Genomic DNA, 25,875 nt, shown 5'->3' on the forward strand with positions numbered 1-25,875 from the left:
CGGCCAAAGGAGACTTGATAATGGCGACCGTCAATGTGACCGATGCGAGCTTCGCAGCCGATGTCCTCGGCAGCGACACCCCTGTGCTGGTGGACTTCTGGGCCGACTGGTGCGGGCCGTGCAAGATGATCGCGCCTGCTTTGGAGGAGATCAGCGAGGAGCTCGCCGGCGAGGTCAAGATCGCCAAGATCGACATCATGGAGAACACCGACATCGCCGCGCAGATGGGTGTCCAGTCGATCCCGCTGATGCTGCTGTTCAAGAACGGCGAAGTCGTGGCGAGGAAGCTCGGCGCGGCGCCCAAGAGCCAGTTGAAGGCATGGCTTGAAGGCGAGCTGTGATCCGCGCGGCACGGCGGGGCGCAAGCGCGCTCCGCCGGCCGTGTAGGAGACACATGAGACACTGTCCAAGGGCGGAAAACCGTGTCCCCCTGCAGCACGCCCCGTGGCCGGTTCTAGAGGTGCAGGAAGGGCGCGGGCACGGGTCATTGCGGGCATGCTGACAGATGCGGCGCGTGTAGGAAAATCCTTTTTATCCAACGACCCGCGCGATGAAGCTGTCCCAGATTTCAGGCGATGACGCGCCCACAAGGCCGGGCGCGTCGTGCTGGTCCACCCGGTAAGCGCTGCCATCGAGCCGCGCCGCCTTGCCGCCTGCCTCGTTGAGCCACAGGACGCCCGCCGCATGGTCCCAGGCAAGCGTGCGCTTGAAGCTCGAGATGTCGTTTTCGCCCAGCGCGAGGCGCGGATATTGCTCGGCGGCGCAGCGCGGGATGTCCACGAGGGTATAGTGCGGGGCGAGCCTGGCATCGACCATCGCCGACTGTTCGGGGGTGAGGAAGATGCGGCTCACCGCGGTCACCGGCGGCGCTTGCCCGGTGGTGCGCGCCGCGATCCGCTCCCCGTCCACGAACGCCCCTTCGCCCGCCCTCGCGTGGCAGAAACGGTCTTTCAGCGGGTCATAGATCCACCCTGCCACCGCCTCGCCGGCATCGGCCAGCGCGACGATGATCCCGAACGGCTCCTTGCCTTCTGCAAAGTTTGCGGTGCCATCGAGCGGGTCGATGATCCAGCACTGGCCCGCGAGGTGGTCCAGCACCGTGGGGTCGGCGGATGCGGCCTCCTCGCCCACCACCGCGACGCCGGGCGCGAGCCGGGTGAGGGCTTCGGTGAGGAAGGCCTCGACCTCGCGGTCGACGATGGTGACGGGGTCGTCGGCGCCCTTCATCTCAACCTCGCCTGCGGCAAGGTTGCGAAAGCGCGGCAGCATCGAACGCTGCGCGGCAAAGCGCATCAGATCGCGGATTTCGTCGTCCAGCGCACTCACGAACAGGCCCTCACGAACGGTAATCCGCGTTGATCGCGATGTAGCCGTGGGTGAGGTCGCAGGTCCACACTGTCGCCCGGCCTTCTGCCAGACCCAGATCGACCGCGATGTCGATCTCTTCGCCCTTCAGGTGCGCGGCCACGGGGGCCTCGTCGTAATCGTCCACCGGAACGCCGTTCTTCGCCGCCCAGACCCCGCCGAAAGCGATCGAGAGGTGGTCGCGGTCGGCCGGTTCGCCCGCCTTGCCGACCGCCATGACCACGCGGCCCCAATTGGCGTCCTCGCCCGCGATGGCGGTTTTCACGAGCGGCGAATTGGCGATGGCAAGGCCGATGGTGCGCGCGCTTGCATCGCTCGCCGCGCCGCTCACGCGGATGGTGACGAATTTGCGCGCGCCTTCGCCATCGCGCACCACCAGCTGGGCGAGGGTGCGGCACACATCGGCGAGGGCGGCGGCGAAGGCATCCGCGCCTGCGCTCTCCCAGCTCTCGATCCGCAGGTTGCCGGCCTTTCCGGTGGCGAAGACCATCACGGTGTCGCTGGTCGAGGTGTCGCCATCGACGGTGATGCACGAGAAGGTCGCGGCATTGGCGCGCTCGAGGGCCTCCTGAAGGAAGGCCGGCGCCACGTCGGCGTCTGTAAAGATGTAGCCGAGCATGGTCGCCATGTCGGGGGCGATCATGCCCGATCCCTTGATGATCCCGGCAAGCTCCACGCGCACGCCGCCCAGCATCGCCGAAGCGCCGGCGCCCTTGGTGAAGGTGTCGGTGGTGCCGATCGCCTTGGCGGCATCCTCCCAGCCGCAGGGCGCGGCCTCCAGCGCGGCGGCGATCCCTCCTTGCGCCTTGTCGACCGGCAGCGGCACGCCGATCACGCCGGTGGAGGAGACGAACACCGCGTCCATCGCGCAGGCCAGCGCCCCCGAGACCTGCGCCCGGATCGCCTCGACCGTCGCGCGCCCGCGCCAGCCGGTGAAGGCGTTGGAATTGCCCGCATTGACGATCAACGCCCGGGCGCGGCCCAGCTTCACCGCCTCGCGCCCGAGTTCGACTTCCGATGAGGCGCAGGCGCTTTTGGTGAAGACGCCCGCGACGCTGGTGCCTTCGGCGAGTTCGGCGAAGGTCAGGTCGCAGCGGTCCCACGTCTTGTAGCGCGCCCGCGCGACGCGCAGGGTGACGCCCGCAATGGCCGGCAGGTCGGGGAAGGGACGGGCGAGGGGGGAGGGATCGATCTGCATGGGATGCGCCCCTAGTGGGCAATGCGCAGGGCTGCAATCGCGCGGTTTGGCGCATGGCGGGCTTGGCGCGATTAAGCTCTCGCACAGCTTATCGCGCTATGGCGGTGGACGAATTGGCGTTTAACCTCTATCTGATCGGTTCATGACCAGGCGTTTTCTAGCCCTTCTGGCGCTGCTGACCGGCCTTGCCGCTTTTGGCGGCACGGCCCAATCTGCGATGGCATCGTCGCTGGCCGAAGCGCTGGCATGCTCGGCGAGCGTCGCTGCGACGAGCGGGGACGAGCGGGGGGTGAGCGAAAGCGTCGCCGCACAGCCCGTGCCCGCCACGATCAGCGCCACCCGCGCGGCAGAGTGCGAATGCCCGGCCCCGCCGGTGCCAGAAACGCTGCGCCTGCCGGTCTTGATGGGGATCGAGCGCGCCTACGAATAGGCGCAGCCGCTCGCACTGTCCCGATTGTCCGCGCGCCGCGCCCCTGAAGGGCCCGCGCGCATTCCCCGCACAGACACGCAAGGCGCCCGCGTTTTTCTGGGTGTTTGCGCCCGAATCAAAGGCTTGCTCCCCATGTTCAGTTCCGTCATCAAATCCGTCTTCGGCTCGGCCAACGAGCGTTACATCAAGGCCGCGCGCAAGATCGTCGCGCAGATCAATGCGTTGGAGCCGCAGATCCAGGCGCTTTCCGACGAAGAGCTGCAAGGCCAGACGAACCGCTTGCGCGGCCTCATCGACGGCGGGGCCAAGCTCGACGACATTCTGCCCGAAGCCTTCGCCACGGTGCGCGAGGCTTCGGTGCGGGTGTTCGGGATGCGCCACTTCGATGTCCAGCTGATCGGCGGCCTCGTGCTCCACCGCGGCGAGATCGCCGAAATGCGCACCGGCGAGGGCAAGACGCTGATGGCGACGCTGGCGGTCTATCTCAATGCGCTCGAGGGCAAGGGGGTCCATGTCGTCACCGTCAATGATTACCTCGCGCGGCGCGACGCGGCCGAGATGGGGCGGCTTTACAACTGGCTCGGCCTGACGGTCGGCGTGATCGTCCCCGGCATGCCCGAGGAAATGAAGCGCGATGCCTACAACGCCGACATTACCTACGGCACCAACAACGAATTCGGCTTCGATTACCTGCGCGACAACATGAAGCACTCGCGCGGGGAGATGGCGCAGCGGCCGTTCAACTTCGCGATCGTCGACGAGGTGGATTCGATCCTCATCGACGAGGCGCGCACCCCGCTGATCATTTCCGGGCCCACCGAGGACAAGTCCGAGCTCTACGTCCAGCTCGATCAGGTGGCGCGCGAGATCCCGGTCGAATGGCTCGACATCGACGAGAAGGTGAAGCGCGTGCAGCTCACCGAAGAGGGGCTGGAGGAAGTCGAACAGCTGCTGCTCGCCAAGGGGCTGCTCGCCAGCGAGAACCTCTACGATGCGCAGAACACGCAGGTCGTCCACCACCTGGACCAGGCGCTGGTCGCCAATTTCGCCCGCAAGCGCGATACGGACTACATCGTCAAGGACGGCAAGGTCATCATCATCGACGAGTTCACCGGCCGCATGATGGATGGCCGGCGCTGGTCGAACGGGCTGCACCAGGCGGTCGAGGCCAAGGAAGGGGTGCGGATCGAGCCGGAGAACCAGACCCTCGCCTCGATCACCTTCCAGAACTATTTCCGCATGTATCCCAAGCTGTCCGGCATGACCGGCACCGCGGCGACCGAAGCGGCGGAATTCTGGGACATCTACAAGGTCGGCGTGGTCGAGATCCCCACCAACCTGCCCGTCGCGCGCATCGACGAGGAGGACGAGTTCTACAAGAACACCGCCGACAAGTTCGGCGCGATTGCCAAGGCGATCAAGGAAAAGCAGCAGATCGGCCAGCCGGTGCTGGTCGGCACGGTCTCGATCGAGAAGTCGGAGCTGCTCAGCGAATATCTCGACAAGGAGGGCGTGAAGCACTCGGTGCTCAACGCGCGTTTCCATGAGCAGGAAGCGCATATCGTCGCCCAGGCGGGTCGTTATGGCGCGGTCACCATCGCCACCAACATGGCCGGCCGCGGGACCGATATCCAATTGGGCGGCAATATCGAATACCGTATCCGCGACGGGCTCGGCGAGATGCCCGAAGGCCCCGAGCGCGACGCGGCCATCGCCCGCATCCGCGCCGAAGTGGCCGAAGAAAAGGAGCGCGTGAAGCAGGCGGGCGGCCTGTTCGTGCTCGGCACCGAGCGCCACGAAAGCCGCCGCATCGACAACCAGCTGCGCGGCCGTTCGGGCCGTCAGGGCGACCCCGGCCTGTCGCGCTTCTACCTGTGCCTCGAGGATGATCTGCTGCGCATCTTCGGCCCCGACACGCTGTTCTCCAAGATGATGAAATCGAACCTCGCCGATGGCGAGGCGATCGGTTCCAAGTGGCTTTCGAAGGCCATCGAGACCGCCCAGAAGAAGGTCGAGGCGCGCAATTACGACATGCGCAAGCAGGTCGTGCAATATGACGACGTAATGAATGACCAGCGCAAGGTGGTCTACGAACAGCGCGCCGAGATCATGGATTCCGAGGCGGTCGACGATGTCGTCGTCGACATGCGCCACGACACGATCAACGTGCTGGTCGGTGCGGCGTGCCCCCCGGGCTCCTACCCTGAACAGTGGGACATCGAGGGCCTCAAGGCGCGCACCGAGGAAATCTTCGGCTTCCTGCCGCCCTATGACGAATGGCTCGCCGAGGACGAGGTCGAGCCGCAGATTCTCGAAGAGAAGCTGCGCGACCTCACCGACCAGATGATGGACGCCAAGATGGGCGAGGCCGACGCGGGCATCTGGCGGATGGTCGAAAAGGACGTGCTGCTGCGCCAGCTCGATCACCACTGGAAGGAGCACCTTTCCACCCTCGATGCGCTGCGTCAGGTGATCTGGATGCGCGGCATGGCGCAGAAGCAGCCGATCAACGAATACAAGCAGGAAGCCTTCGTGCTGTTCGAGACGATGCTCGATACCCTGCGCGAGGAGGTCACCAAGATCCTGTTCCGCGCCGAGCTGCGCTTCGAGGAGCCTGCGCCCCAGGCGCTGCCGGACCTTCCGGCGTTTCTGACCGGGCATATCGACCCGCTCACCGGCCTTGATGACAGCGCCGATGGCGATGGTTCGGAAAGCCGCCCGCAGCTGTTCGGCTCGCTCGCGGGCGGGGCGGCGGCAGGGACCGATCCCTATGCCAATCTCGGTCTCGGCCGCAACGCTGTCTGCCCGTGCGGCAGCGGGCAGAAATACAAGCACTGTCATGGCGCGCTGCCGTCGCGCGCGCTGGTGTGAGGCTTTCTCCGGGGTGAAGCGATGATCGGTGCGGTCCCGGTGCTGCTCGCGCTCGCCTTTGCGGTGACGGCGCTGCTTTATGCCAGCGTCGGCTTCGGCGGCGGGTCGACCTATTCGGCGCTGCTGGCGATCTCGGGGCTCGATTACCGGCTGCTGCCGCTGGTCAGCCTTGCCTGCAATATCGTGGTGGTGACAGGCGGCAGCATCCGCTTTGCGCGGGGCCGTGTGACCCCGTGGAAGAAGGCGCTGGTGATCGTGGCGCTGGGCGCACCGGCGAGCTTTCTCGGCGGGCTGACCCCGATCAGGGAGGCGACCTTCCTCACGCTTTTGGGCGCCAGTCTGGTGCTGACCGCGCTGACGATGCTGATTCCGGTGAAGGAGGGTGTGGAGGGCGCGCCCGGCGGTGCTGCCCGCTTCATGCCGCTTGCCGCTGCGCCGCTGGGCTATTTTGCCGGGCTGGTGGGGATCGGCGGGGGGATTTTCCTTGCCCCGCTGCTGCATCTGGCGCGCTGGCACGAAGCGCGCGGGATCGCGGCGACCGCGAGCCTGTTCATCCTTGTGAACTCGCTGTTCGGCCTGGCCGGGCAGATGGTCAAGAACGGCCCCGGCCTGCTGGGTGCAGCCATCGGCGCGAGCCTGCCGCTGCTCGTCGCGGTGGTGATCGGCGGACAGATCGGCAGCCTGTTTGCCGCGCGCCTGCTGCCGCCCCGCTGGATCCGCTGGCTGACCGCGCTGCTGGTCGGCGTCGTCGGATTGCGGTTGCTGGCGGGGGTCTAGGCGTCTGGGCCCTATCGGCACGCGCTGCCGTGAATGCGATGGCCACGCCGCGCAGAGGGTGCGGGGGCGACACAAAGGGCCCTAGCGTTCGACCACCTGCCGCGACATCGGTGCAAGCTTTGCCAGCAGGCGGTTCTGGGCGGCAAAGGGCACGCCCGCCTCGCGCATCGCGGCCTGGAGGTTTTCGACCAGCGCGTTGAGATCTGCGCGGGTGGCGCCCATTGCGGCATGGGCGGTCTTCATGTCGCGCCCGGAATAATCGCAGCCCGCACCCAGCAGATAGCAGAACTGTTCGGCAAGCGTGCGCTTGAGGCGCACCGTATCATGGCTGGCGAAGATCGCGGCGATGCGCGGGTCGGCCTCGGACAGCTCGACGGTGCGCGAGGCGATCCGGGCAATCCCCTCGCGCCCGCCGAAATCGGCGACCAGGCCAGCGCTGCCCGCCTGCGCGATCGGGACCGCAACCGCTCCGGCCGTCTTCTCCATGTCGGCAAGAGTCCGGTCAGCAAGCCGGACCGTGCCTTCCAGCTCGACCACCTTCCACCGAAGGTCTGTGATTCGCTGCCCAAGTGCTTGGGCCGCATATGCGATCGGCGATCACCTGACGCTGACCGCGGCCTATGTCGACCTCGGCTCGATCGCCACCATCCCCCGCCAGCGCGGCGGATACCTGTCCGCGCAAATCGCGTTCTGACCCCGCCGGAGCCCTGCCCATGCTGCTCGCCGCCACCGCCTCTGCTGTCCTGATGCTGCTGCAACAGGCCCCTGCCGAGGGCACTGATTGGGACGCCGAATTCGGGGTCGAGGTCAAACAGCGCGATCCCGTGACGGGCGAGCTGCCGGTTGATCCTTACGAACAGTCCAACGCCAATGCCGGGGCCGCGCCCTATGCCACAGCGGCCCAAGTCGCAGGGCAGCAAATGCGCGGCGTGGCGGATGTCGCGAAGGTGCAGGGCGATGCGCTCGCCGCGCTAATGGACCGGCTTTTCCCCTACCAGGCGGCTTCGCGCAAATTCGCTGAAGAAATGGCTCTCATCCAAGCGTCGCGCCTGTCCGATGCGGAAAAGGAGCTTGCGATCGCACGGCTCGAGAATGAGAGCTTCGCCGATCGCGCGGGTATCCGCCGGCGAGACGATGGAGATCCGTAACGGCCGGCGCGCCGCCGATGCGCTGCGCGTCACGGTGACGATGGACCAGAGCACGGGGGCGCTCGGCGCGTTCGTCACCGACGCGGCGGGGCGGGTGGTCGCGCAGGCCGCGCCCGCGATTGCGCGGGCGGGGGCGGGGATGGCGCTCGACCGCATGGCTCGCGCCAGAGAGAACGCGCTCGCATGACGCCGGGCAAGGTTCTGCTGCGCGCCGATTACGGCAGAGGCTCGGGCGAGCCGCAAGGCGCGTTTGCGGTCGCGACGCTTCCCCCGATTCCGCATTTCTGCCAGCGGTTCTGGGTCGGCAATTCGCGCGACCCCTTCGCCAAGGCGCTCGGCTTCGCGGTTGGCACGGCGGCGGCGCTGCGCTGGGAGCTGGTCGACGAAACCGGACGGATTGCGCCCGCCATGTGTGCGGCGCTGGTCGCCGAGCGCATCGGCGAGGGCGGCGCGACGGTGACGCCGATCGAGGCGGCGCGGCAGCGCCGTGCCGAGCGCGCGGCAGGCGGGTGAAACGTCCCGCTTGCACGCAATCCAGAATAGGCGGATAAGTTAGCGGCTCGACCAGGCGCGCCAACGCCGGGCCGAGCCTCACCACAATCGCAACAGGAGTGCGACATGGCTACCGATGCTCTAGGCGGACGACCGCTTCCCTTCAAGATTCCGACCGGGGTCGATGCCCTGAAAGCCCGCGACGCCGAATTCTGGCGGCTGCACGCCTGCTGGCGGCTCGCCGAGACCGAATTCGAGACTTGGGACGCCTGCCCCGATGAATGCCCTCATTCGGCCCTGCTATTCGATCGTGCGACCGAGCTGCGCGACGCGATGCTGTCGCATCCCGTCCGCACTGGTGCGGCGCTGGCGATGAAGATCGAGGCGGTTCGGGAAGGGGATTGGGGCTCGATCCTCTCAGACCTGCCGTGCGGCATGACGGTCGCCGAGGTGATCGAGGCCGACGCGGGCCGCATCGCCAAGGCCGAGATATGGGGCGCGGATGCGTTCGCAGACCTTGCCGAGGGGTGAGGGGTTCCGCTTTATTGCATGGGGGGGAGGGGCGCGATTTTCGCGCCCTTTTCTTTCCCGCCGAGCGTGGGGCAGGTTGTGGGGCTGAATTTTTAATTATTGGAAAGCGGTTGAAATTCAGCGCTTTACGAAGGTGTGTGGCTCCCCGAGTAGGATTCGAACCTACGACAACTCGATTAACAGTCGAGGGCTCTACCGCTGAGCTATCGGGGAGCAACCGGCGGCCGAAACCGCTGGCAGAGGCGCGCCTATATGGGGCGCGGAATCGGATTGCAAGGGGGTTTTGGTGCCCTCCCGAACGATACTCAGATCGGTCGCAAAGCGACCGCAAGGCTGACCGGCCGCTCGCAGCGGGCGCAGCTCTGCTGCGCGTCGAGCGAGGACCGCGCGCCGGATCGCGCGCGCAAACAGGTCATGCCGTGACGAACTGCTCGGCGACAATCCGTTCCTCGAGGCTCTGGCCGGGGTCGAACAGCAAGGTGAGATCGCAGTCACGGGTGATTTCGAGGCGCACTTCGGCGATGTCGCGCAGCTCCTTCTGGTCGGCGACCGCGGCAACGGGGCGCTTGGCGGGGTCGAGCACGCGCAGCACGATCTTCATCCGGTCCGGCAGGATCGCCCCGCGCCAGCGCCGCGGGCGGAAGGGGCTGATCGGGGTGAGGGCAAGCATCTTGCTGTCGAGCGGCAGGATCGGGCCCTGCGCCGAGAGGTTGTAGGCCGTGGAGCCTGCGGGCGTTGCCACCAGCACCCCGTCGCACACCAGTTCGCGGATGCGCACGCGGTCACCCACGGTGACCTCGATCTTGGCGGTCTGGCGGGTCTCGCGCAGCAGCGAGATCTCGTTGATCGCCGAGAGCACATGGGTCTCGCCGTCCTGCGTCAGCGCCTCGACGCGCAAGGGGGAGATCGCCCAGTGGCGCGCCTTGTTGACCTTGGCGGCGATCGCGGCGCGCTTGTCGTAGCGGTTCATCAGGAAGCCGACCGTGCCCAGGTTCATCCCGTAGGCGGGGATCACGCGGCCGGTATCCATCATCGCATGGAGCACTTGCAGCATGTAGCCATCGCCGCCCAGCACGACAGCGGCATCGGCCTCTTCAAGAGCGACCCATGGCCCTTGCGCCAGCAGCGCCGCGCGCGCTTCCTGCGCGCGCTCGGTCTCCGAGGCCAGCAGCGCAAGCCGCTGGAAGGTCATGCCGTTGCTCGCCATTCTTCCCCCTCCGGCAGCATGATACGCGGCCCTCGCACTTATCCACCGCCGCAATCCGCGCAGGACACCTGATGTGCCATAACGGCTCGGATTGCAATTGATGCGAGGCAGCCTCGCGATCAATGATTAAGAGGGGCCGGGCAAAGAGGAAGGCAATGGAACAGGGTCCGACATCGCTGCGCAGGGCGAGCGTCCGCGGGCACCTGCCCGGGGTGCGGGCAGGGGTGCTCGAGGCGGACCTGCTGCGCGCGCTCGACAGGCGCGAGATCGAGGTGTTGTTCCAGCCGCAGTTCTCCTGCGTGACCGGGGCACTGACCGGGGCCGAGGCGCTGGCGCGCTGGCGGCATCCGACGCTGGGGGCGATCGGCGCGCGCGATCTGTTCGCGGTGGCCGAGCGCGCAGCGCTGGTCGCGCCGCTCTCGCGCCACGTGGTCGCCCGCGCGCTCGAGGATGCGGCGACCTGGCCGGACAACCTCACCCTGTCCCTCAACATCACGCCCGAGGAACTGGGCGACCCGCGCTTTGCGGCCGATTTCGCGGCGCTGATCGGCCGCTCGGACATCGCCCCGCACCGCTTGATGCTCGAGATCACCGAGGACCTGCTGCTGCGCAACCTCGCCCAGGCGGCCAGCGCGCTGAAGGCGCTGCGCGGGCTCGGTTTCCGCACCGCTCTCGACGATTTCGGCGCGGGCTTCTGCAATTTCCGCTACCTGCGCGAGCTGCCTCTCGATGCCCTCAAGCTCGACAAGGCGATGGTCGAGGGCGTGCCTGCCGATACGACCGCGCTCGCCGTCCTGCGCGCGATCATCGCGCTCGCCCGCGCGCTCGGCCTGGCGGTCTATGCCGAGGGGATCGAGGACGAGATCCAGCGCGCGGCGATCACGGCGGAGGGGTGCGATTACTGGCAGGGGTTCCTGCGCGCCCAGCCGATGCCGAGCGCCGAGGTCGTGGCGCTCTCGCGCACGGCGCGCGGCATGGGGCACGGCTAGGCGGGGGCGGGGGCTCAATCCCACCACAGCGTGAAGCGGCCGGTTGCGGCGAGGTCTGCGGCCAGTTCCGCCGGATCGCCGGCATCGGGGCACAGCTGCGCGAGCTGGCCGGCCAGCGCGAGCGGGTCCGCAGGTGGCCCGCGCAGCGCCGCCCGCACGAAATCGAACCCGCAGCCGTAGATATCCAAGGGGCCGCGGCGGCAATCGCGGCGCGGCTCTCGAAAACGTAGTCGGTGCCGCCGCGCGCATTGGCGTTGGTGCCGCCGGCGATCACCGGCGCGAGGCTGTCGGCGATCGGCAGCAGCACCAGCGGGAAACGCCCCGGCGCGGCAGGACCACAATGGAACAGCACCGCGCCCTCGGCCCGCGCCTCGGCGGCCAGCCGCGCGAGGGCAGCGTCGTGGCGGCGTGCGTCATCGCCCGCCGGCACAGGCTCGCCAAGGTGCGCGTGGATGCGCGCGGCCGAGACATCGTGGAAACAGAGTCCGCCCTTGCGCCGCTTCCAGCCGGAAGGGTGGCGGCCCAAGGCAGCGCCGAGGCTTTGCGCATAGGTGGCAAAGCGCGGCGCCCGCGCGCGTGCAGGGAGGTCCTTGAGGCGAGCGCGCAAGCCATCGGCCGGACGCGGCGGCAGGCCCTTGTGCTCGGCGATCACTGCCCGGGCGCGGTGGTTGGACCTGGCGTAGAATTCGATCCCCTTGCCGGCATTGTCGCGCGCATCGAGGTCGGCTCCGGCAGCGATCAGCGCGGCGATGACGGGGGCCTTGGCGGTCTGGCACAGGTCGAGGAACACACTCGCCCCGGCGGCGGGGCGGCGCAGATCGGGATCGGCACCCGCCGCGAGCAGCAGGGCGGCCGTCACCTCGGCGGCCCCGAGCCCCGCGCCGGGCGCGATCATCGCAAGCGCGCCGGCAAGATCGCCCGCGCGGATCGCCCGGTTGAGGTCTCTGGTCGATGGCGCGGCGTTGCTCCTCGGCAGATTGCCGATGCGCCTACCACGGGGGCCGTTTCGGGAGATTTAATCGGCCACGGGCCACAAGGCGCAGACCTGCAAGAAACTCCGCGCGCGCCCGGGCATTCCGGTCTAGGGGCGCGGCCGCAACCCCGCCTTTTTCACCCCGAACGGAAACCGTCCTGCCCGTGAAGCTCCGGATCGACGCCCAGCTTGATTACTGGTTCGAACAGCCCTGCGACGTGCTTGTGCATATCGAGGCGGCGGAGCTTTCGGGGCAGGTGGTCGAAGCCTCGCGGCTGACAGCCGGCGGCGCGCTCACCCGCATTCCGGCGCAGGACGGGGTGGGAAGCCGCGCGTGGCTGGCGGTCGAGGGGCGGATGCTGGTCGATTACGCCGCCGAGGTGACCCTGACGCGCGCCGCACAAGATTTTGCCGTGCTTCCGGTCACGCCGCTCCGCCTGCTTCCGGGCGAGGCGGTGCAATATCTCATGCCTTCGCGCTACTGCCCCTCCGAGCGTTTCGCCGAACTGGTCGAGGCGCGGTTCGCGGGGCTTTGCGGCGGGGCGCTGATCGCGGCGATGAGCGACTGGATCGCCGGGCACCTTGCCTATGTGCCGGGCGCGAGCACGGTCGATACCACCGCGCTCCACACCTTCCATGATCGCGCCGGGGTGTGCCGCGATTATGCCCACCTGATGATCGCGATGGCGCGGGCCGCCGATATCCCGGCGCGCTATGCCAGCGTCTATGCCCTGCGCGCCAATCCGCCCGATTTCCACGCGGTTGCCGAGGTGTTCCTTGGCGGGGCGTGGTACATCGTCGACCCCACCGGCATGGCAAGCGCCGCGGACGCAGCGATCATCGGCATCGGCCGCGATGCGGGCGACGTCGCCTTCCTCACCGCCTTCGGTCCGCTGATGTTCAACAGCCAGAGCGTCAGGGTTGCAGCGCTCTAGGCGGCCTTCTTCGCCTTCGCAGCCTTTCTGACGATCCCCGACAGGCCCTTGGTCAGCTGGAACAGGCCGTTCAACCGGCTCAGCGGATCGCCCCAGGCGCGGTTGATGACGAGCTTCATGTCCGGGCGCAGCTTGGCGGTGTCCTTGCCGCCCTCGTTGAGGCGCGCGACATAGGCGATGAGGCCCGCCGGGTCGGGGAAGTCGTCATTGTGGAAGCCGACCAGCGTGCCCCGCGCGCCGACATCGATCTTGGCGATGTTGGCGGTGATCGCCTGATGCTTGATCTCGATCAGGCGGATGAGGTTCTTGGTCGGCTGCGGTAGATCGCCGAAGCGGTCGATCATCTCGGCGGCGAGGCTTTCGATCTCGTTCTGCCCTTCGGCCTGGTTGAGGCGGCGGTAGAGCGCCATGCGCACCGCAAGGTCGGGGACGTAATCCTCGGGGATCATGATCGGCGCATCGACGGTGATCTGGGGAGAGACCTTGTCGCGCGGGCGCTCGAGGCCCATTTCGCCTGCCTTGGCGGTCAGGATCGCCTCTTCCAGCATCGCCTGATAGAGCTCGAAGCCGACTTCGCGGATGTGACCCGATTGCTCGTCGCCCAGCAGATTGCCCGCGCCGCGGATATCGAGATCGTGGCTGGCGAGCTGGAACCCGGCGCCGAGCGTATCGAGATCGCCCAGCACCCTCAGCCGCTTCTGCGCGATCTCGGACAAGGCGACACCCGCCTCGTGGGTCAGATAGGCATAGGCGCGCAGCTTCGCCCGGCCGACGCGTCCGCGCAGCTGATAGAGCTGGGCTAGCCCGAACCGGTCGGCGCGATGGATGATGATGGTGTTGGCGCTCGGGATGTCGAGGCCGCTCTCGACGATGGTGGTCGAAAGCAGCACGTCGTACTTGCGATCGTAGAAGGCGCCCATGCGTTCTTCCACTTCGCCCGGCGCCATCTGGCCGTGGGTCGAGACGGTCTTCACCTCGGGCACATTCTCGCGCAGCCATTCCTCGATGTCCGCCATGTCCGAGATGCGGGGGACAACGATGAAGCTTTGCCCGCCGCGGTGGTGTTCGCGCAGCAGGGCCTCGCGCATCACCATGTCGTCCCACTCCATGACATAGGTGCGCACCGCGAGGCGGTCCACCGGCGGGGTCTGGATGGTGGAGAGTTCGCGCAGGCCGCTCATCGCCATCTGGAGCGTGCGCGGGATCGGGGTGGCGGTGAGAGTGAGAACGTGCACGTCGGCGCGCAGCTGCTTCAGTTTCTCCTTGTGGGTGACCCCGAAGCGCTGCTCCTCGTCGACGATCACGAGACCGAGGTTCCTGAACTTGGTGGACTTGGAAAGGATCGCGTGGGTGCCGACCACGAGGTCGATGTCGCCGCTTTCCAGCCCCTCGCGGGTCTCGGCGGCCTCCTTGGCTGTGACGAGGCGCGAGAGGCGACCCACCTTCAACGGGAAACCTGCAAAGCGTTCCGCGAAATTCTGGTAGTGCTGGCGGGCGAGCAAGGTCGTCGGCGCGACAATCGCGACCTGCTGGCCGTGCATCGCGGCGACGAATGCCGCGCGGAGCGCGACCTCGGTCTTGCCGAAGCCGACATCGCCGCACACCAGCCGGTCCATCGGGCGGCCGCTTTCAAGGTCGCCCAGCACGTCGGCGATGGCGCGTTCCTGATCCTCGGTCTCGGACCAAGGGAAGCGGTCGGTGAACTGGCCGAGGGTCTGGGGGTCGGCGGGAAGGGCCGGGGCCTGCCTGAGCGCGCGGGCAGCGGCGACCTGCATCAGTTCGCCGGCGATGGCGGTGATCCGCTCCTTGAGCTTGGCGCGGCGGCGCTGCCACGCCTCGCCGCCGAGCTTGTCCGATGCAACCGCGTGTTCGGACGAGCCGTAGCGGGTGAGCACGTCGATGTTCTCGACCGGAATGAACAGCTTGTCCCCGCCGGCATATTCCAGCGCGACGCAGTCATGCTTGCTCTTGCCGACGGGAATCGCCTCGAGCCCGAGATATCGGCCGATGCCGTGCTCCACGTGCACGACCAGATCGCCCTGCGAGAGTGCCTGAAGCTCGGCGAGTAAGGCATCGGAATCCTTGCGCTTCTTCTTGCGCCGCACCAGCCGGTCGCCGAGGATGTCGGCTTCGGTGAGGATTTCGAGCGTGTCGGAAGCAAACCCTGTTTCAAGCGGGAGGACGACCACCGCGGTGGTCTTTTTCGCCGCCAGCCCGAGCGCCTGCTGCCAGCTATCGGCGATCGCAGTCGGCGCACCAGCCTCGTCGATGATCGCCGCGATGCGGCGCGCGCTGCCGGTCGAATAGGCTGCGACCAGCGATTTGCGCGCGGACTTGCCGACCGACTTGAGGTGCGCCGCAGCGGCCTCGTAGACGTTCTCGCCGCGTCCGCGCTCGGGCGCGAAGTCGCGGGCCGAGCGGAAGCCGAAATCGACCACGCCGTCCTTTTCTTCCGCGCCAAATCCCGTTGCGCGGTGGGCGGGGAGGGCAGCCAGCGCGGCGTCGAATTCCCCGCGCGCGAGGTAGAGCGCATCTGGCTTCAGCGGACGATAGCTGCCCTTCTTCTCGCTGGCGATCCGGCCGCGCTGTTCGTGATAATCGGCGATGTCGGACAATCGCTCCTCGGCTGCGCCAATCGCGCTCTGGTCGATCACCACCACATCATCCTTGGCGAGGTGGTCGAACAGGCTCGCGAGCTTCGTCTCGAACAGCGGCAGCCAGTGCTCCATCCCCGCCAGCCGCCGCCCTTCGGAGACCGCCTCGTAAAGCGGGTCCTGCGTGGCATTGGCGCCGAACAGCTCGCGGTAACGGGTGCGGAAGCGCTTGATGCTGTCTTCATCGAGCAGGGCTTCGGAGGCGGGGAGCAGCAGGTGGCTGTCGATCCGCTCGACGGTGCGCTGGGTGGCGGGATCAAAGAGGCGCAGGGATTCGAGCTCGTCGCCGAAGAAATCGAGCCTGAGGCCGCTTTCCAGCGCGGAAGGGAAGATGTCGACGATCGAGCCGCGCACCGCAAATTCGCCGTGGTCGATCACGGTATCGGTGCGGCTGTAGCCCTGGCGGGTGAGCAGCGCGGTCAGGCTTTCCTGCCCGATCTGCGTGCCGACGCGAAACGCGCGCACGCTCTCGCGCACCCGGAACGGGGTGAGCACGCGCTGGAGCGCGGCGTTCACCGTGGTGACCAGCAATTGCTGCGCGCTGCCGGGCTGCTGCAACCTGTGGAGCGCGGCGAGCCGCTCGGCGCTGATCGACAGGGCGGGGCTGGCGCGGTCGTAGGGGAGGCAATCCCACGCGGGGAAAGTGACGACCTCCACCTCGGGCGCGAAGAAGCGCGCCGCTTCGGCTGCCGCGCGCATCGCGGCGTCATCGGGCGCGATGAACACCGCCCGGCGCCCCCCCTTCGTTCCAGAGGCGGCGCGGGCAAGATCGGCCAGCACCAGCGGCAGGCTCCCGCGCGGGAGCGAGGCGAGGGTCAGCGGATCGCGGGCCGCAAGGATGCGGTTCAAATCGGGCATCGGGTCACTTCACTTGTGCCAGGGGGGCAACGCAGGAACACCCCCAACTCGAAACGAGGAGGGGGTCACACGAACGGCGGATCACCCGAGCCAAACAGCACGGACGCGGAATTTGTTCCGGGCCTTAGACGCGCGCGCGGCGCTTGTCGAACGGCGCCGAACGCCAGCGCCGCTCAGCGCGGGATATCGACGTAATCGAGCTTCTGCATCGCCGTCAGAAGATCGCCCGCGATGGGCTCGGGTGCGGCCTGCGTGCCGAGGGCCCAGGCCATCACATCGACATCGTCTTCATCGAGCAGCGCTTCGAACCACGCAAGCTCGGCCTCGCCCCACGCGGCGTGATAGCGGTCATAGAAGCCGCCGATCATGTAATCGGCCTCGCGCGTGCCGCGGTGCCACGCGCGGAATTTGGCGCGGGCGAGGCGGGTTGCGAAGGACGGGCCAGCGGAAAGGTCGTCGGTCATGCCGATCACCTAGCCACAGCTTCGCGAGCCTTCAACTCGCAATGATGCAGGCGCGGTGTTAGCCAATGCAGCCATGCGTCCCGAGGCTCTCAATCCGCTCTTCGCCGAGGTCGAAACGCTCGAAGGCGTCGGCCCCAAGCTGATGAAGCCATTGGAGAAGCTTGGCCTCAGGCGGGTCAAGGACCTGGCCTATCACCTGCCCGAACGCTTCGTCAGTCGCCGGGCGGTGAGCGACCTCGATTCGGCCTGCGAGGGCGAGCAGGTGATCATTGCGCTGACCGCGATCGAACACCGCGCCCCGCGCGCCGGCAGCCGCGGGCCCTATCGCGTGCTGGCGCAGGACGCGGCGGGCAATGTCTGTTCGCTCACCTGGTTCGGCAAGGCCGCCTACAGCGCGAAGAAGCTGGTGCCGGTGGGCGAGACGCGCTGGGTGGCGGGCCGGCTCGACCGCTATGGCGACATGCTCCAGATCGTCCACCCCGATCACATCGAGGAAGCGAGCGCGGCGCACATGGCGCGCATGTCCGAGCCGGTCTATCGCCTCTCGGAAGGCCTCACCCAGCCGAGGATCGCCGATTTCGCCGGACAGGCCCTGAACCGGCTCCCGGACTTGTCCGAGTGGATCGAACCGGGCCAGATCGCGCACGCCGGCTGGCCATCGTGGCGCGAGGCCTTGCGGCTCGGGCACGAGACCACCGATGCCAAGGCGCGCGACCGGCTGGCCTATGACGAACTGCTCGCAAACTCCCTCGCGCTGCTGCTGGTCAAGGCCGATGGCCGCAAGCGCCGGGGGCAGGCGCTGGTGGGGGACGGGGCCTTGCGGGCGAGGCTGCAACTGCCCTTCGGCCTCACTGGCGCGCAGCAGCGCTCGATCGCCGAGATCGCGGGCGACATGGCGCAGGAGGCCCCGATGCTCCGGCTGTTGCAGGGCGATGTCGGCGCGGGGAAAACCGTGGTGGCATTGAATGCGATGCTGATCGCGGTCGAGGCGGGCAAGCAGGCCGCACTGCTCGCTCCGACCGAGATCCTCGCCCGCCAGCATTTCGAGACTTTGCGCAAGATGCTGGGCCCCACGGGGGTGGAGATCGCACTCCTCACCGGCCGCGCCAAGGGACGCGAGCGCGAATCGATCCTGATGGGGCTGCTCGACGGCTCGATCCAGCTGCTGGTCGGCACGCACGCGATCTTTCAGGACACGGTCAATTACCGCGATCTGGGCCTGGTGGTGATCGACGAGCAGCACCGCTTCGGCGTCGCCCAGCGCCTCGCGCTTGCCGCCAAGGGCCGCCGCGCGCCGCATACCCTTGCCATGACCGCCACGCCGATCCCGCGCTCGCTGACACTGGCGCAATATGGCGAAATGGACGTGAGCCGCCTCGACGAACTGCCCCCCGGACGGCAGGCGATCGAGACGCTGGTGTTCCCGCAGGCGCGCATGGACGAGATGGTCGCCGGGGTGGAGCGGCACCTTGCCAGCGGCCAGCAGGCCTATTGGGTCTGCCCGATGGTGCGCGAGATCGACGGCGTCCCGGACCTTGCCGACATTGCTGCCGCCGAGGCGCGCTATGCGGCGCTGCGCGAGCGGTTCGGGGATGCGGTGGTGATGGTCCACGGCCAGTTGCGGCCCGAGGTCAAGGACGCAGGCATGGAGCGCTTCGTCAGCGGGGCGGCGCGGCTGCTGATCGCGACGACGGTCATCGAAGTCGGTGTCGACGTGCCCAATGCGACCTTGATGGTGATCGAACAGGCCGAGCGTTTCGGGCTCGCGCAATTGCACCAGCTGCGCGGGCGGGTGGGGCGCGGCTCGCTCAAAAGCCGCTGCGTGCTGCTGCGCAGCGACGAACTCTCCGAGACGGGCAAGCGGCGGCTCGCGCTGATGCGCGAGACGCAGGACGGCTTCCGCATCGCCGAGGAGGATCTGGAACTGCGCGGCGGGGGCGAACTGCTCGGCACGCGCCAATCGGGCGAGGCGGGGTTCCGGATCGCCGATCTCGAACAAACCCAGCGCCTGCTCCCCATCGCCCATGGCGACGCGCGCCTGCTGATGGAGCGCGACGGCGGCCTGACCTCCCCGCGGGGCGAGGCGGCGCGGATCCTGCTCTACCTGTTCGAGCGCGACTGGGGCGTCCAGCTGCTGCGCGGCGGTTGAGGCCGAGGGTTGCTCAGATTTTCGGCAGAAGGCAAGCGCATCGGCAGGTGCGAGGGAGTTGCCGACCTGATCGCCAGCGGCGCCGCCCGGACCGATCCCGATCCCGACCCGCTGCCCCCGCGTCAGGCGGAGGCCTGGGTGCTTTCGCGCAGCAGCTTGTCGGCCCAGGCCTGGGTTCCGCGGCTGATCACCTGCCACGCTGCCTCGAAGGCAGCGGCATCGCCATAATAGGGATCCGCGACCGGCTCGCCGCGGCGGCCCTCGACGGCATCGAGCAGCATTGCTAGGCGCGCGGTCCCGGCACGCGGGGCCTTGCTTTGCAGGCTTTCGAGATTGGCGCGGTCCATCGCGATGATGTGGCTGAAGCGGTAGAAATCGTCGCGCTCGATCTGCCGTGCCGCCTGGCCGGCAATATCGATGCCGTTGGCCCGGGCGGCGGCGATCGCGCGCGGATCGGGCTCCAGGCCGAGGTGATAGGAGGCGGTTCCGGCAGAATCGACCAGCACCGCAAGGCCGCGCTCCTGCGCCGCCACGCGGAACGCGCCTTCCGCCATCGGTGACCGGCAGATATTGCCGAGACACACGAACAGCACGCCAAACCTGTGCTCTATCCCCCCATGCATGTGCGCCCGGTATTACAATCAGAGGGCGCTGTCTACCGCCTATCTTGTTGGTTTCACGTGAAACATCGCCGAGTTTGTGTGATGCGTATCACAGTGGCGCCGGTGTTGCGGACAAGGGGGGTGCGATCAGCCTGCGGGCGGGCCTAGCGGAGCGGTGCTCGACAGCACCTCTTCGGTGATGCGCCGGATGTTGACCTTTGCCTTGAGCCGCGCGCCGAGCAGTGCGGTCCCCGACACCTTGCGCTGCACGAACAGCGTCTCGATCGGCGGGAAGGCCCAGGTGTCCTTGTCCTGCGCGATCGCCCAGCCTTCCTCGCGCAGCAGCGGAATGAAGGCGCGGTCGCCGAAATCGAAGGGCGCATCGGCGCGCATTTCATTGATGACGATGTCGATCATGCGCCGCACCCGCTCGGGGTGCTTTTCGGCGACGATCGGCATCATGAAGCCGGCCTCGATGGTCGCGGCCTCAACTTCCTCTGCATTGCCCCCGAGCCCTGCCAGCAGCATCTTGCGATAGCCGCTGGCAACGGCCGGATCGACCGGCCGGCACGCGCCGAAATCGAGCAGCACGATGTCGCCCGTCTCGCGCCGGTAGCGGAAATTGGCGAAGTTGGGATCGGTCTGCATGACCCCGAGATCGAACAGCTCGCGGGCGACCAGCCGGATCAGGCGGGCGAACACCGCGTCGCGGCGTTCGGGCGGCTCTGACCCCAGTTCCTCGATGCTCACCCCCTCCTCGAAGCTCATCGCGAGGATCGAGCCGCGGGTCAGGCCTTCGTGAAGGCGCGGCACGACAAAGCCGGGCGTGTCCGCCAGCATCGCGCGGTACATCGCCATCTGCGCGCCTTCGCGCTGATAATCGGCTTCTTCATGCAGCTGCTGCTTGGCCGCCGCCATCAGCTTGTCCATCTCAAGCTCGGGCGGGGCGAAGCCGGCGATCTTGAGCAGCGTCATCACATTGTCGACGTCGCTGTCGATGCTCTTGGCGACGCCGGGATACTGCACCTTGATCGCCAGCTCCTCGCCGTCGCGGGTGAGGGCCTTGTGGACCTGGCCGATGCTCGCCGCGGCGATCGGGCGCGGGTTGAACCAGCGGAATGCCTTGCGCCAATCAGGACCCCATTCGGCGCGCAGCACCTGATCCAATTGCCTGGTCGGCATGAAATTGGCCTGATCGCGCAAGGTCGCGAGGATCCTGGAAAGTTCCTCGGGGAGGAAATCGCCCGCATCAAGGCTGATCATCTGCCCCATCTTCATCGCCGCGCCGCGCAAGTGACTGAGGCGGTCGGTCATGCGCTGGACATTGCCGGGGGTGAGGATCAGATCGCGCGCGCTGATACCCTCTCCGCTCGCCAGCCGGCGCGCGCCCTCGGCGACCATCCCGCCCGCCACGCCGCCGACAAGCCGCCCGAAGGTGCCCAGCCGCGCCACGCGCCCCGCCGGCACTGCCCGCTGGCGGCTGCGGTCTTCGGGACGGTCGGCAAAGTCGGGGGTCTGGTCGTCGTCGGACACGGGGGCGGGGGCTTTCCGGGTGGGAGAGGGGATGGATCGCTAACGGTCAGGCAGGTTCGGCGTTCCCCCCTCAGGAGATGCACAGGCCCCCGTCGACGGGGAGGCACTGCCCGGTGATGTAATCGCTGTGCGCCGAGGCGAAGAACACCGCCAGCCCCTCGAGCCCGGCATGATCGCCCGGACGGCGCAGCGGGATGCGGCGGCTCATCCACTCGGCGAATTTCGGGCCGGCCCTGGCGGTGATGTCGGTCTCGTAGAAGCCGAAAAGCAGCGCATTGGCGGTGATCCCGTAGCGCGCGAGTTCAAAGGCGGCGGCGCGGGTGAGGCCGTTCAGGGCCGCCTTGGAAGCGGCGTAATCGGACGAGCGGTTGACCCCCATGATCGACTGGCCGGACGAGGTTGCGATCAGCTTGCCGCCCGCATCGCCGTCCCTGGCGCGGGCGATCATGTGGCAGGTGACATGCTTGTAGACCAGCGCCGCGCCGCGGGTGTTGATGGCAAGCGTATGGTCCCAGCCCTCGGCGGTGATGTCGGGGATCGCTGTGCCCGCGCCCGGGATACCGGCATTGGCAAAGCACACATCGATCCGTCCGAACGCGCCGAGCACCGCGCCGACCGCATCTTCGATTGCGGCATCCTCGGCGACATCGCAGGCGAGCGCCATGACATCGCCCGCGCCCAGGCCGCGCAGTTCCGCGACCGCCGCGGCGTTCTTGGCCGGGTTGCGCGCGAGGATCGCGACATTGCCGCCCGCCTTGGCGAGCCCGCGCGCCATGGCAAGGCCGAGCCCGCCATTGCCGCCGGTGATGATGGCCGTGTGGCCAGTCAGATCGAACAGGGTCATGGCGCTCCAAGTGGCGCAAAGCCGGGCTTACCGCAAGCCGCGCGGGAACCGCGGCGCGCGGCAAGCTTTGTCGGCCCATGAACGGACAAGAACAGGCTTCATCGCCCTCGCTCTCCACCGCTGCGCTGGTGCTGGGATATGCAGGGCTACTTCCCCAGCTGCTGTGTGTCGGCATGCTGCTTATCGGCCACGAATGGCGCTATGCAGCGCTCGCGGGCGGCTATGCCTATGCGGCGGCGATCTTCAGCTTTCTGGGCGGGGTGTGGTGGGGGCAGGCACTTGCCAGCGCCAAGGACGGCAAACCGGCGACGACCGGCGCCTATGTGCTTGCGGTGCTGCCGAGCCTCGTTGCGGTCGCGCTGTTCCTGCCGTGGAGCTTTGGCTGGGAGTGGCCCGGTCCGGCCTTGCTCTACCTCGGCGCGCTGATCCTCGGCTCGCCGCTGGTCGACCGCGCGCTGGGCTTTGCCGCGCGCGATTTCCTGCGGCTGCGCTGGCATCTCTCGGCCGGGCTCGGCAGCCTTACCATCGCGCTCGGCCTGCTTGCGCCGCAAGTAATCTGAGAGCCGGCCCGCAGCCCGAGCAGGTGCGGCGTGTTTGCAATGAATTAACCAACGCATCCTAGGGTGAAGCCCGGGTTTCCCCACGGGATGGCGCGTTTGATGATCGCATCGATCAAGTCTTTGGCCGGCAGGATGCGGCGTGCTTTCGGTTCGTCCGAGGAGCAGGAGGTCGTCGTCAAGGCGAAGCTCGACCGCCGCTCGGGCGTCCGGCTGCTGCGCCGAAAGCGGCTGAAGGTGGCGGTGATGGCGATCCTGTTCGGGGTCGTCTCGGGCGCGATCGACCTGCCGCTGCCGGCCGAGGACACGCTGCGGCTCGCCCGCGCCCAATTGCGCACCCGGCCGGCCTCTACGGACATCGCGATGATCGCGATCGACGATGCGACCCTCAACGCCATCAAGCAACCCCTGCCCAACCGGCATCAGGACAGCGAAGTCATCGACCGGCTGATGAACGCGGGTGTGACGCGCATCGTCTTCGACCGCGCCCATGCCGATCCCGAAACCCCGGCAAGCGACGCGGAGTTTGCGCGAACTCTGGCGAGGCACCGCGGCAAGATCTGGCTGGGAATGGCACAGGGAAGCCGAGTGGGCTTCCAGGACTACGCTCCGCTCTTCCCGCTGGAAGCATTTCGCAGGGAAGGCCCGCAAGCGTCCATGCCGGCAATGCTCAGTCCGTTCAGCCTTTCGATCATGATCCCGACGTCAGTCGAATATGGCGGGCAGCGCTATCCGTCCATTTCTGCTGTGCTCGCCGGTTACGAAGGTCCGGCGGTGAATTTCCGACCGGACTTTGCGTTCAACCCCAAGACGGTTCCAACCTACAGTTATGTTGACGTGTTGCGGGGCCGCGTCGGCGCGAAGGAACTTGCCGGAAAGTCGGTCGCCATCGGGAATACCTTTGTCGATTCCCCGGACATGCACCGCCATCCGATCTACGGGAAGATGTCCGGAACCTACTTCCAGATCCTTGGAGCCAATACGCTCCTGCGCGGCCGACCGATCGACCTGATGTGGTTCCCGGCGATGCTGTTGGCTGCAGTCCTGATCTCTGTGCAGTCCAGTAGCCGTCGCCGGTCGCTGGGGTTTCTGTGGCTGCCCGTGGCGGTGCTGCCCGTGGCCGCCTTCGTGCTCGACGAGTTCACGATCAATATCGACATCGTTTCGGCCTTCCTTGCGCTCCTGTTCGCCGCGATCGGTTTTGCCCGCATCAACCACAAGTATTTCAGCGACGGCATCGACGCGATGACGACCACCGCGATCAGTTCCGAGAAGGCCAATGCCGACTGGGACGTGTTCGCGCTCAAGATCGCCAATCTCTCCGAACTGTCGGAGGAGTGGAGCGCGCGCGATATCGGCGACTTCGTCAACACGCTGATCGGCTATGTGAAGGGCCCGGGCGAGATCGGCGACATTGCCTTCGAACGCGACGTGCTTGTCTGGCTCGCGCCGCGGATGGAGAATGTCGAACTCGAACGCCACACCGATGGTCTCGCGCTGATGCTCAAGACCGCGATCAGCCACGATTGGCAATCGTCCAACGGCGCGCCCGCAATCGGGGTCGACACCAATCACCACCTGCCGGTGGCGGTGCGCATCAAGAAGGCGATGCAGGCGGCCGACGAGGCTGCAAGCCGCGGCGTGCGCTTCATCATCAACGATGCCGCCCATCTCGAGGCGCGCAACCAGCGGCTGGAATTGAGCCGCGTGCTCGAAAAGGGTCTGCGCGATCGCGATATCGGGGTCGCCTACCAGCCCAAGGTCGACCTTGCCTCGGGCCGGATCGTGGGCGCCGAGACGCTGATCCGCTGGCGGCCGGGCGGGGGCGAGCTCATCAACCCGCAGGATCTCGTGCTGGCCGCGGAAGCCGGCGACCGGATCAACGAGCTCACCCTGGTGGTGATGGAAACCGCGCTGGTCGACGGCAAGCAGGCGATCGCGCTCGATCCGCGCTTCAAGCTCGCCGTCAACATGTCAGCCAAGAGCCTGTCGGACACCCACCTGTTGTTCGACATCATGACCCTGCTTGGACGGTTCGATTTCCCGCCCGAGAACCTGACGCTCGAACTGACCGAGACCGCCAAGCTTGAGGATCACCGCATTGCACCGCAGATCGCGGCGCTGAAGGCGCGCGGGATCTGCCTGTCGATCGACGATTTCGGGACAGGCGAATCGAACCTCGAATATATCGAGAAGCTGCCGAGCTCCGAGCTCAAGATCGACAAGAAGTTCGTCCAGCATCTGGCGACATCGGAAGAAAGCCGCGCCGTGGTGCGCGCGACGATCGAGATCGCGCATTCGCTGGGCAAGGTGGTCGTTGCCGAAGGGGTGGAGGACCTCGAGGTCGCCGCGATGCTGCGGACAATGGGTTGCGACCAGGCGCAGGGCTTCCTGTTCTCCCCGGCGATCGTCATGCCCGAACTGCTGGCGATGATGGGCGGCGGAAGGGCTGCAGTTAACGCTTGATTAGGGTTAATAATGTGTTAAAGATCCGAGCATCGGGTTAAACCAATGCTATGGAGGCCTTTATGTGGGCGTGGTTTTATGAACTGATGGGTACCCGCTAAGAGGCTACCTTGATTGACAGAAAAGCCCCGGGAAACCGGGGTTTTTTTCGTTTTCGGGGACAACGCTGGCAGGGTCCGCGAGGCTGGTATACGGCATCATAGCCGTTCGACGAATCCTTGCGAATCAGGGTTAATGCGCGGCGCGCGAAACGCGCCCGCAGGCGCGGTCAGGTCCACAGGACCGCGCGCATCGCCATTGGACCGAAAAGGAAATTGGTCGGGGAGAGAGGATTCGAACCTCCGGCCCCTGCCTCCCGAAGACCCTGAACAGCGTAAAAGATTCAAGTATTTCAGATGGTTAAATTGGCGTTTAGTGCCCGAAAGTGCCCGAAAAGGCGTTGAAAGCGGACCCTAAACGGACCCCGGCGACATTCTAGATGCCCTTGACTGCATTATTCTGATTGCCGTGGTTTATGTGAGCCGATCCGGCTTTGAACGCATAAATGGGATCACGATAACCTCATCGCAAACATGAAGGGCACAGAGGTTTGCGGGGGGAGGTTTTACCTTTGCATCCTTGCCCCTCAAACTAGGCTGGATTACGGTTAGCCCATTGAGGGGTCAAAGGTTTGGGTGATCTGTGAGAGCGAAAGAGGCCACTGCACGGATCAAGATCAATCGTCTTCTCGATGAAGCAGGTTGGCGCTTTTTCGACGACGAAAATGGCCCGCCGCTCGCTCATCCCATGGCACGCCTGGAGATGAGCGGCAGCTTCCCGCTTCGCGGCGGGC

25 protein-coding genes and 1 tRNA gene are annotated in these 25,875 nt (G+C 67.0%); 15 read left to right on the plus strand and 11 right to left on the minus strand.

Translation table 11 applies throughout. From position 1 onward, the window contains the following. The first annotated feature begins 20 nt into the window (after nucleotides 1-20). Complete coding sequence (gene trxA, locus D620_RS0107710) at nucleotides 21-341, plus strand: thioredoxin (protein ID WP_017665223.1); 321 nt, start codon at nucleotides 21-23, stop codon at nucleotides 339-341. Nucleotides 342-531: 190 nt separating this feature from the next. Here the strand turns inward: trxA and D620_RS0107715 are convergent, their stop codons facing one another. Together D620_RS0107715 and argJ are read right to left on the minus strand one after the other, a co-directional pair. After that, nucleotides 532-1,326, minus strand: coding sequence for an inositol monophosphatase family protein (locus tag D620_RS0107715; RefSeq protein ID WP_017665224.1), 795 nt, complete (start codon nucleotides 1,324-1,326; stop codon nucleotides 532-534). A 10-nt stretch (nucleotides 1,327-1,336) separates the two neighbouring features. After that, nucleotides 1,337-2,563 (minus strand): bifunctional glutamate N-acetyltransferase/amino-acid acetyltransferase ArgJ, encoded by a 1,227-nt coding sequence (gene argJ, locus D620_RS0107720; RefSeq protein WP_017665225.1) that lies wholly within the window; start codon nucleotides 2,561-2,563, stop codon nucleotides 1,337-1,339. A gap of 142 nt (nucleotides 2,564-2,705) precedes the next feature. Here argJ and D620_RS14920 point away from each other — a divergent pair, with 142 nt between their 5' ends. The 3 genes from D620_RS14920 (at nucleotide 2,706) to D620_RS0107735 (ending at nucleotide 6,641) form a co-directional block, all read left to right on the plus strand. Beyond that, entirely contained in the window at nucleotides 2,706-2,993 is a 288-nt protein-coding gene (locus D620_RS14920) for a hypothetical protein (protein ID WP_033376438.1), read from the plus strand. 132 nt (nucleotides 2,994-3,125) lie between these two features. After that, nucleotides 3,126-5,864: a preprotein translocase subunit SecA gene (gene secA / locus D620_RS0107730; RefSeq protein WP_017665227.1), complete on the plus strand. Its 2,739-nt coding sequence runs from the start codon at nucleotides 3,126-3,128 to the stop codon at nucleotides 5,862-5,864. Between the two features lie 21 nt (nucleotides 5,865-5,885). Next, nucleotides 5,886-6,641, plus strand: coding sequence for a sulfite exporter TauE/SafE family protein (locus tag D620_RS0107735; protein ID WP_017665228.1), 756 nt, complete (start codon nucleotides 5,886-5,888; stop codon nucleotides 6,639-6,641). Nucleotides 6,642-6,722: 81 nt separating this feature from the next. On the opposite strand, the gene D620_RS0107740 is transcribed toward D620_RS0107735, so the two are convergent. Next, nucleotides 6,723-7,178: a group I truncated hemoglobin gene (locus D620_RS0107740; protein ID WP_033376441.1), complete on the minus strand. Its 456-nt coding sequence runs from the start codon at nucleotides 7,176-7,178 to the stop codon at nucleotides 6,723-6,725. Nucleotides 7,179-7,194: 16 nt separating this feature from the next. On the opposite strand from D620_RS0107740, the gene D620_RS16590 reads away from it, so the two are divergent. The 5 genes from D620_RS16590 to D620_RS0107765 all read left to right on the plus strand — a co-directional run bounded on the left by D620_RS16590 (nucleotide 7,195) and on the right by D620_RS0107765 (nucleotide 8,812). Further along, entirely contained in the window at nucleotides 7,195-7,335 is a 141-nt protein-coding gene (locus D620_RS16590) for a DUF3034 family protein (RefSeq protein WP_017665230.1), read from the plus strand. Nucleotides 7,336-7,354: 19 nt separating this feature from the next. Further along, nucleotides 7,355-7,789 (plus strand): hypothetical protein, encoded by a 435-nt coding sequence (locus D620_RS16595; RefSeq protein WP_017665231.1) that lies wholly within the window; start codon nucleotides 7,355-7,357, stop codon nucleotides 7,787-7,789. Further along, the gene (locus D620_RS0107755) at nucleotides 7,776-7,976 is read left to right on the plus strand and encodes a hypothetical protein (protein ID WP_017665232.1); all 201 of its coding nucleotides are present in this window, start codon (nucleotides 7,776-7,778) and stop codon (nucleotides 7,974-7,976) included. The genes D620_RS16595 and D620_RS0107755 overlap by 14 nt, the downstream gene beginning before the upstream one ends. After that, nucleotides 7,973-8,302, plus strand: a complete 330-nt coding sequence (locus tag D620_RS0107760; protein ID WP_017665233.1) for a hypothetical protein — start codon at nucleotides 7,973-7,975, stop codon at nucleotides 8,300-8,302. Before D620_RS0107755 ends, D620_RS0107760 begins: the two co-directional genes overlap by 4 nt. Before the next feature lie 105 nt (nucleotides 8,303-8,407). After that, entirely contained in the window at nucleotides 8,408-8,812 is a 405-nt protein-coding gene (locus D620_RS0107765; protein ID WP_017665234.1) for a hypothetical protein, read from the plus strand. 138 nt (nucleotides 8,813-8,950) lie between these two features. On the opposite strand, the gene D620_RS0107770 is transcribed toward D620_RS0107765, so the two are convergent. Further along, nucleotides 8,951-9,025: transfer RNA gene (locus tag D620_RS0107770), tRNA-Asn, on the minus strand. 199 nt (nucleotides 9,026-9,224) lie between these two features. Next, on the minus strand, nucleotides 9,225-10,019 hold the full coding sequence (locus tag D620_RS0107775) for an NAD kinase (RefSeq protein ID WP_017665235.1): 795 nt from the start codon (nucleotides 10,017-10,019) through the stop codon (nucleotides 9,225-9,227). A 155-nt stretch (nucleotides 10,020-10,174) separates the two neighbouring features. On the opposite strand from D620_RS0107775, the gene D620_RS0107780 reads away from it, so the two are divergent. Continuing rightward, complete coding sequence (locus tag D620_RS0107780) at nucleotides 10,175-11,008, plus strand: EAL domain-containing protein (RefSeq protein WP_017665236.1); 834 nt, start codon at nucleotides 10,175-10,177, stop codon at nucleotides 11,006-11,008. Nucleotides 11,009-11,022: 14 nt separating this feature from the next. Here D620_RS0107780 and D620_RS16385 read toward each other — a convergent pair whose 3' ends face one another. Further along, nucleotides 11,023-11,196, minus strand: coding sequence for a DUF4253 domain-containing protein (locus D620_RS16385; RefSeq protein ID WP_017665237.1), 174 nt, complete (start codon nucleotides 11,194-11,196; stop codon nucleotides 11,023-11,025). A gap of 152 nt (nucleotides 11,197-11,348) precedes the next feature. On the opposite strand from D620_RS16385, the gene D620_RS0107790 reads away from it, so the two are divergent. After that, a complete protein-coding gene (locus D620_RS0107790) occupies nucleotides 11,349-12,149 on the plus strand; it encodes a hypothetical protein (RefSeq protein ID WP_017665238.1) in 801 nt (266 codons plus the stop codon). Then, nucleotides 12,146-12,916: a transglutaminase-like domain-containing protein gene (locus D620_RS0107795; protein WP_017665239.1), complete on the plus strand. Its 771-nt coding sequence runs from the start codon at nucleotides 12,146-12,148 to the stop codon at nucleotides 12,914-12,916. Before D620_RS0107790 ends, D620_RS0107795 begins: the two co-directional genes overlap by 4 nt. Here the strand turns inward: D620_RS0107795 and mfd are convergent. After that, nucleotides 12,913-16,428: a transcription-repair coupling factor gene (gene mfd, locus D620_RS0107800; protein ID WP_017665240.1), complete on the minus strand. Its 3,516-nt coding sequence runs from the start codon at nucleotides 16,426-16,428 to the stop codon at nucleotides 12,913-12,915. The genes D620_RS0107795 and mfd overlap by 4 nt on opposite strands. Nucleotides 16,429-16,601: 173 nt before the next feature. Next, a complete protein-coding gene (locus D620_RS0107805) occupies nucleotides 16,602-16,892 on the minus strand; it encodes a succinate dehydrogenase assembly factor 2 (RefSeq protein ID WP_026092033.1) in 291 nt (96 codons plus the stop codon). Nucleotides 16,893-16,965: 73 nt separating this feature from the next. Here D620_RS0107805 and recG point away from each other — a divergent pair, with 73 nt between their 5' ends. After that, complete coding sequence (gene recG / locus D620_RS0107810) at nucleotides 16,966-19,041, plus strand: ATP-dependent DNA helicase RecG (protein WP_017665242.1); 2,076 nt, start codon at nucleotides 16,966-16,968, stop codon at nucleotides 19,039-19,041. A 122-nt stretch (nucleotides 19,042-19,163) separates the two neighbouring features. Here the strand turns inward: recG and D620_RS0107815 are convergent, their stop codons facing one another. The 3 genes from D620_RS0107815 to D620_RS0107825 form a co-directional block, all read right to left on the minus strand. Next, nucleotides 19,164-19,664 carry a low molecular weight protein-tyrosine-phosphatase gene (locus D620_RS0107815; RefSeq protein WP_033376444.1) on the minus strand — a complete coding sequence of 167 codons (501 nt, stop codon included), beginning with the start codon at nucleotides 19,662-19,664 and terminating at the stop codon, nucleotides 19,164-19,166. A 126-nt stretch (nucleotides 19,665-19,790) separates the two neighbouring features. Next, a complete protein-coding gene (locus D620_RS0107820; RefSeq protein ID WP_017665244.1) occupies nucleotides 19,791-21,176 on the minus strand; it encodes an ABC1 kinase family protein in 1,386 nt (461 codons plus the stop codon). Nucleotides 21,177-21,246: 70 nt separating this feature from the next. Further along, on the minus strand, nucleotides 21,247-22,020 hold the full coding sequence (locus tag D620_RS0107825) for an SDR family NAD(P)-dependent oxidoreductase (RefSeq protein ID WP_017665245.1): 774 nt from the start codon (nucleotides 22,018-22,020) through the stop codon (nucleotides 21,247-21,249). Between the two features lie 77 nt (nucleotides 22,021-22,097). On the opposite strand from D620_RS0107825, the gene D620_RS0107830 reads away from it, so the two are divergent. After that, nucleotides 22,098-22,580: a DUF3429 domain-containing protein gene (locus D620_RS0107830; RefSeq protein ID WP_026092035.1), complete on the plus strand. Its 483-nt coding sequence runs from the start codon at nucleotides 22,098-22,100 to the stop codon at nucleotides 22,578-22,580. Between the two features lie 132 nt (nucleotides 22,581-22,712). Beyond that, nucleotides 22,713-25,043: an EAL domain-containing protein gene (locus tag D620_RS0107835; protein WP_196795267.1), complete on the plus strand. Its 2,331-nt coding sequence runs from the start codon at nucleotides 22,713-22,715 to the stop codon at nucleotides 25,041-25,043. Nucleotides 25,044-25,875 lie beyond the last annotated feature (832 nt).

Origin of the sequence: Porphyrobacter sp. AAP82 (assembly GCF_000331285.1) — a bacterium.
In the GTDB taxonomy this organism is placed as follows: domain Bacteria; phylum Pseudomonadota; class Alphaproteobacteria; order Sphingomonadales; family Sphingomonadaceae; genus Erythrobacter.

Bases quoted from the DNA above. Each gene is read 5' to 3' on its own strand.
- trxA (WP_017665223.1), top strand. From the start codon at position 21: ATGGCGACCGTCAATGTGACCGATGCGAGCTTCGCAGCCGATGTCCTC.
- argJ (WP_017665225.1), bottom strand. From the start codon at position 2,563: ATGCAGATCGATCCCTCCCCCCTCGCCCGTCCCTTCCCCGACCTGCCG.
- D620_RS14920 (WP_033376438.1), top strand. From the start codon at position 2,706: ATGACCAGGCGTTTTCTAGCCCTTCTGGCGCTGCTGACCGGCCTTGCC.
- secA (WP_017665227.1), top strand. From the start codon at position 3,126: ATGTTCAGTTCCGTCATCAAATCCGTCTTCGGCTCGGCCAACGAGCGT.
- D620_RS0107735 (WP_017665228.1), top strand. From the start codon at position 5,886: ATGATCGGTGCGGTCCCGGTGCTGCTCGCGCTCGCCTTTGCGGTGACG.
- D620_RS16595 (WP_017665231.1), top strand. From the start codon at position 7,355: ATGCTGCTCGCCGCCACCGCCTCTGCTGTCCTGATGCTGCTGCAACAG.
- D620_RS0107755 (WP_017665232.1), top strand. From the start codon at position 7,776: ATGGAGATCCGTAACGGCCGGCGCGCCGCCGATGCGCTGCGCGTCACG.
- D620_RS0107760 (WP_017665233.1), top strand. From the start codon at position 7,973: ATGACGCCGGGCAAGGTTCTGCTGCGCGCCGATTACGGCAGAGGCTCG.
- D620_RS0107765 (WP_017665234.1), top strand. From the start codon at position 8,408: ATGGCTACCGATGCTCTAGGCGGACGACCGCTTCCCTTCAAGATTCCG.
- D620_RS0107775 (WP_017665235.1), bottom strand. From the start codon at position 10,019: ATGGCGAGCAACGGCATGACCTTCCAGCGGCTTGCGCTGCTGGCCTCG.
- D620_RS0107780 (WP_017665236.1), top strand. From the start codon at position 10,175: ATGGAACAGGGTCCGACATCGCTGCGCAGGGCGAGCGTCCGCGGGCAC.
- D620_RS0107790 (WP_017665238.1), top strand. From the start codon at position 11,349: ATGGAACAGCACCGCGCCCTCGGCCCGCGCCTCGGCGGCCAGCCGCGC.
- mfd (WP_017665240.1), bottom strand. From the start codon at position 16,428: ATGCCCGATTTGAACCGCATCCTTGCGGCCCGCGATCCGCTGACCCTC.
- D620_RS0107805 (WP_026092033.1), bottom strand. From the start codon at position 16,892: ATGACCGACGACCTTTCCGCTGGCCCGTCCTTCGCAACCCGCCTCGCC.
- recG (WP_017665242.1), top strand. From the start codon at position 16,966: ATGCGTCCCGAGGCTCTCAATCCGCTCTTCGCCGAGGTCGAAACGCTC.
- D620_RS0107815 (WP_033376444.1), bottom strand. From the start codon at position 19,664: ATGCATGGGGGGATAGAGCACAGGTTTGGCGTGCTGTTCGTGTGTCTC.
- D620_RS0107825 (WP_017665245.1), bottom strand. From the start codon at position 22,020: ATGACCCTGTTCGATCTGACTGGCCACACGGCCATCATCACCGGCGGC.
- D620_RS0107830 (WP_026092035.1), top strand. From the start codon at position 22,098: ATGAACGGACAAGAACAGGCTTCATCGCCCTCGCTCTCCACCGCTGCG.
- D620_RS0107835 (WP_196795267.1), top strand. From the start codon at position 22,713: ATGCGGCGTGCTTTCGGTTCGTCCGAGGAGCAGGAGGTCGTCGTCAAG.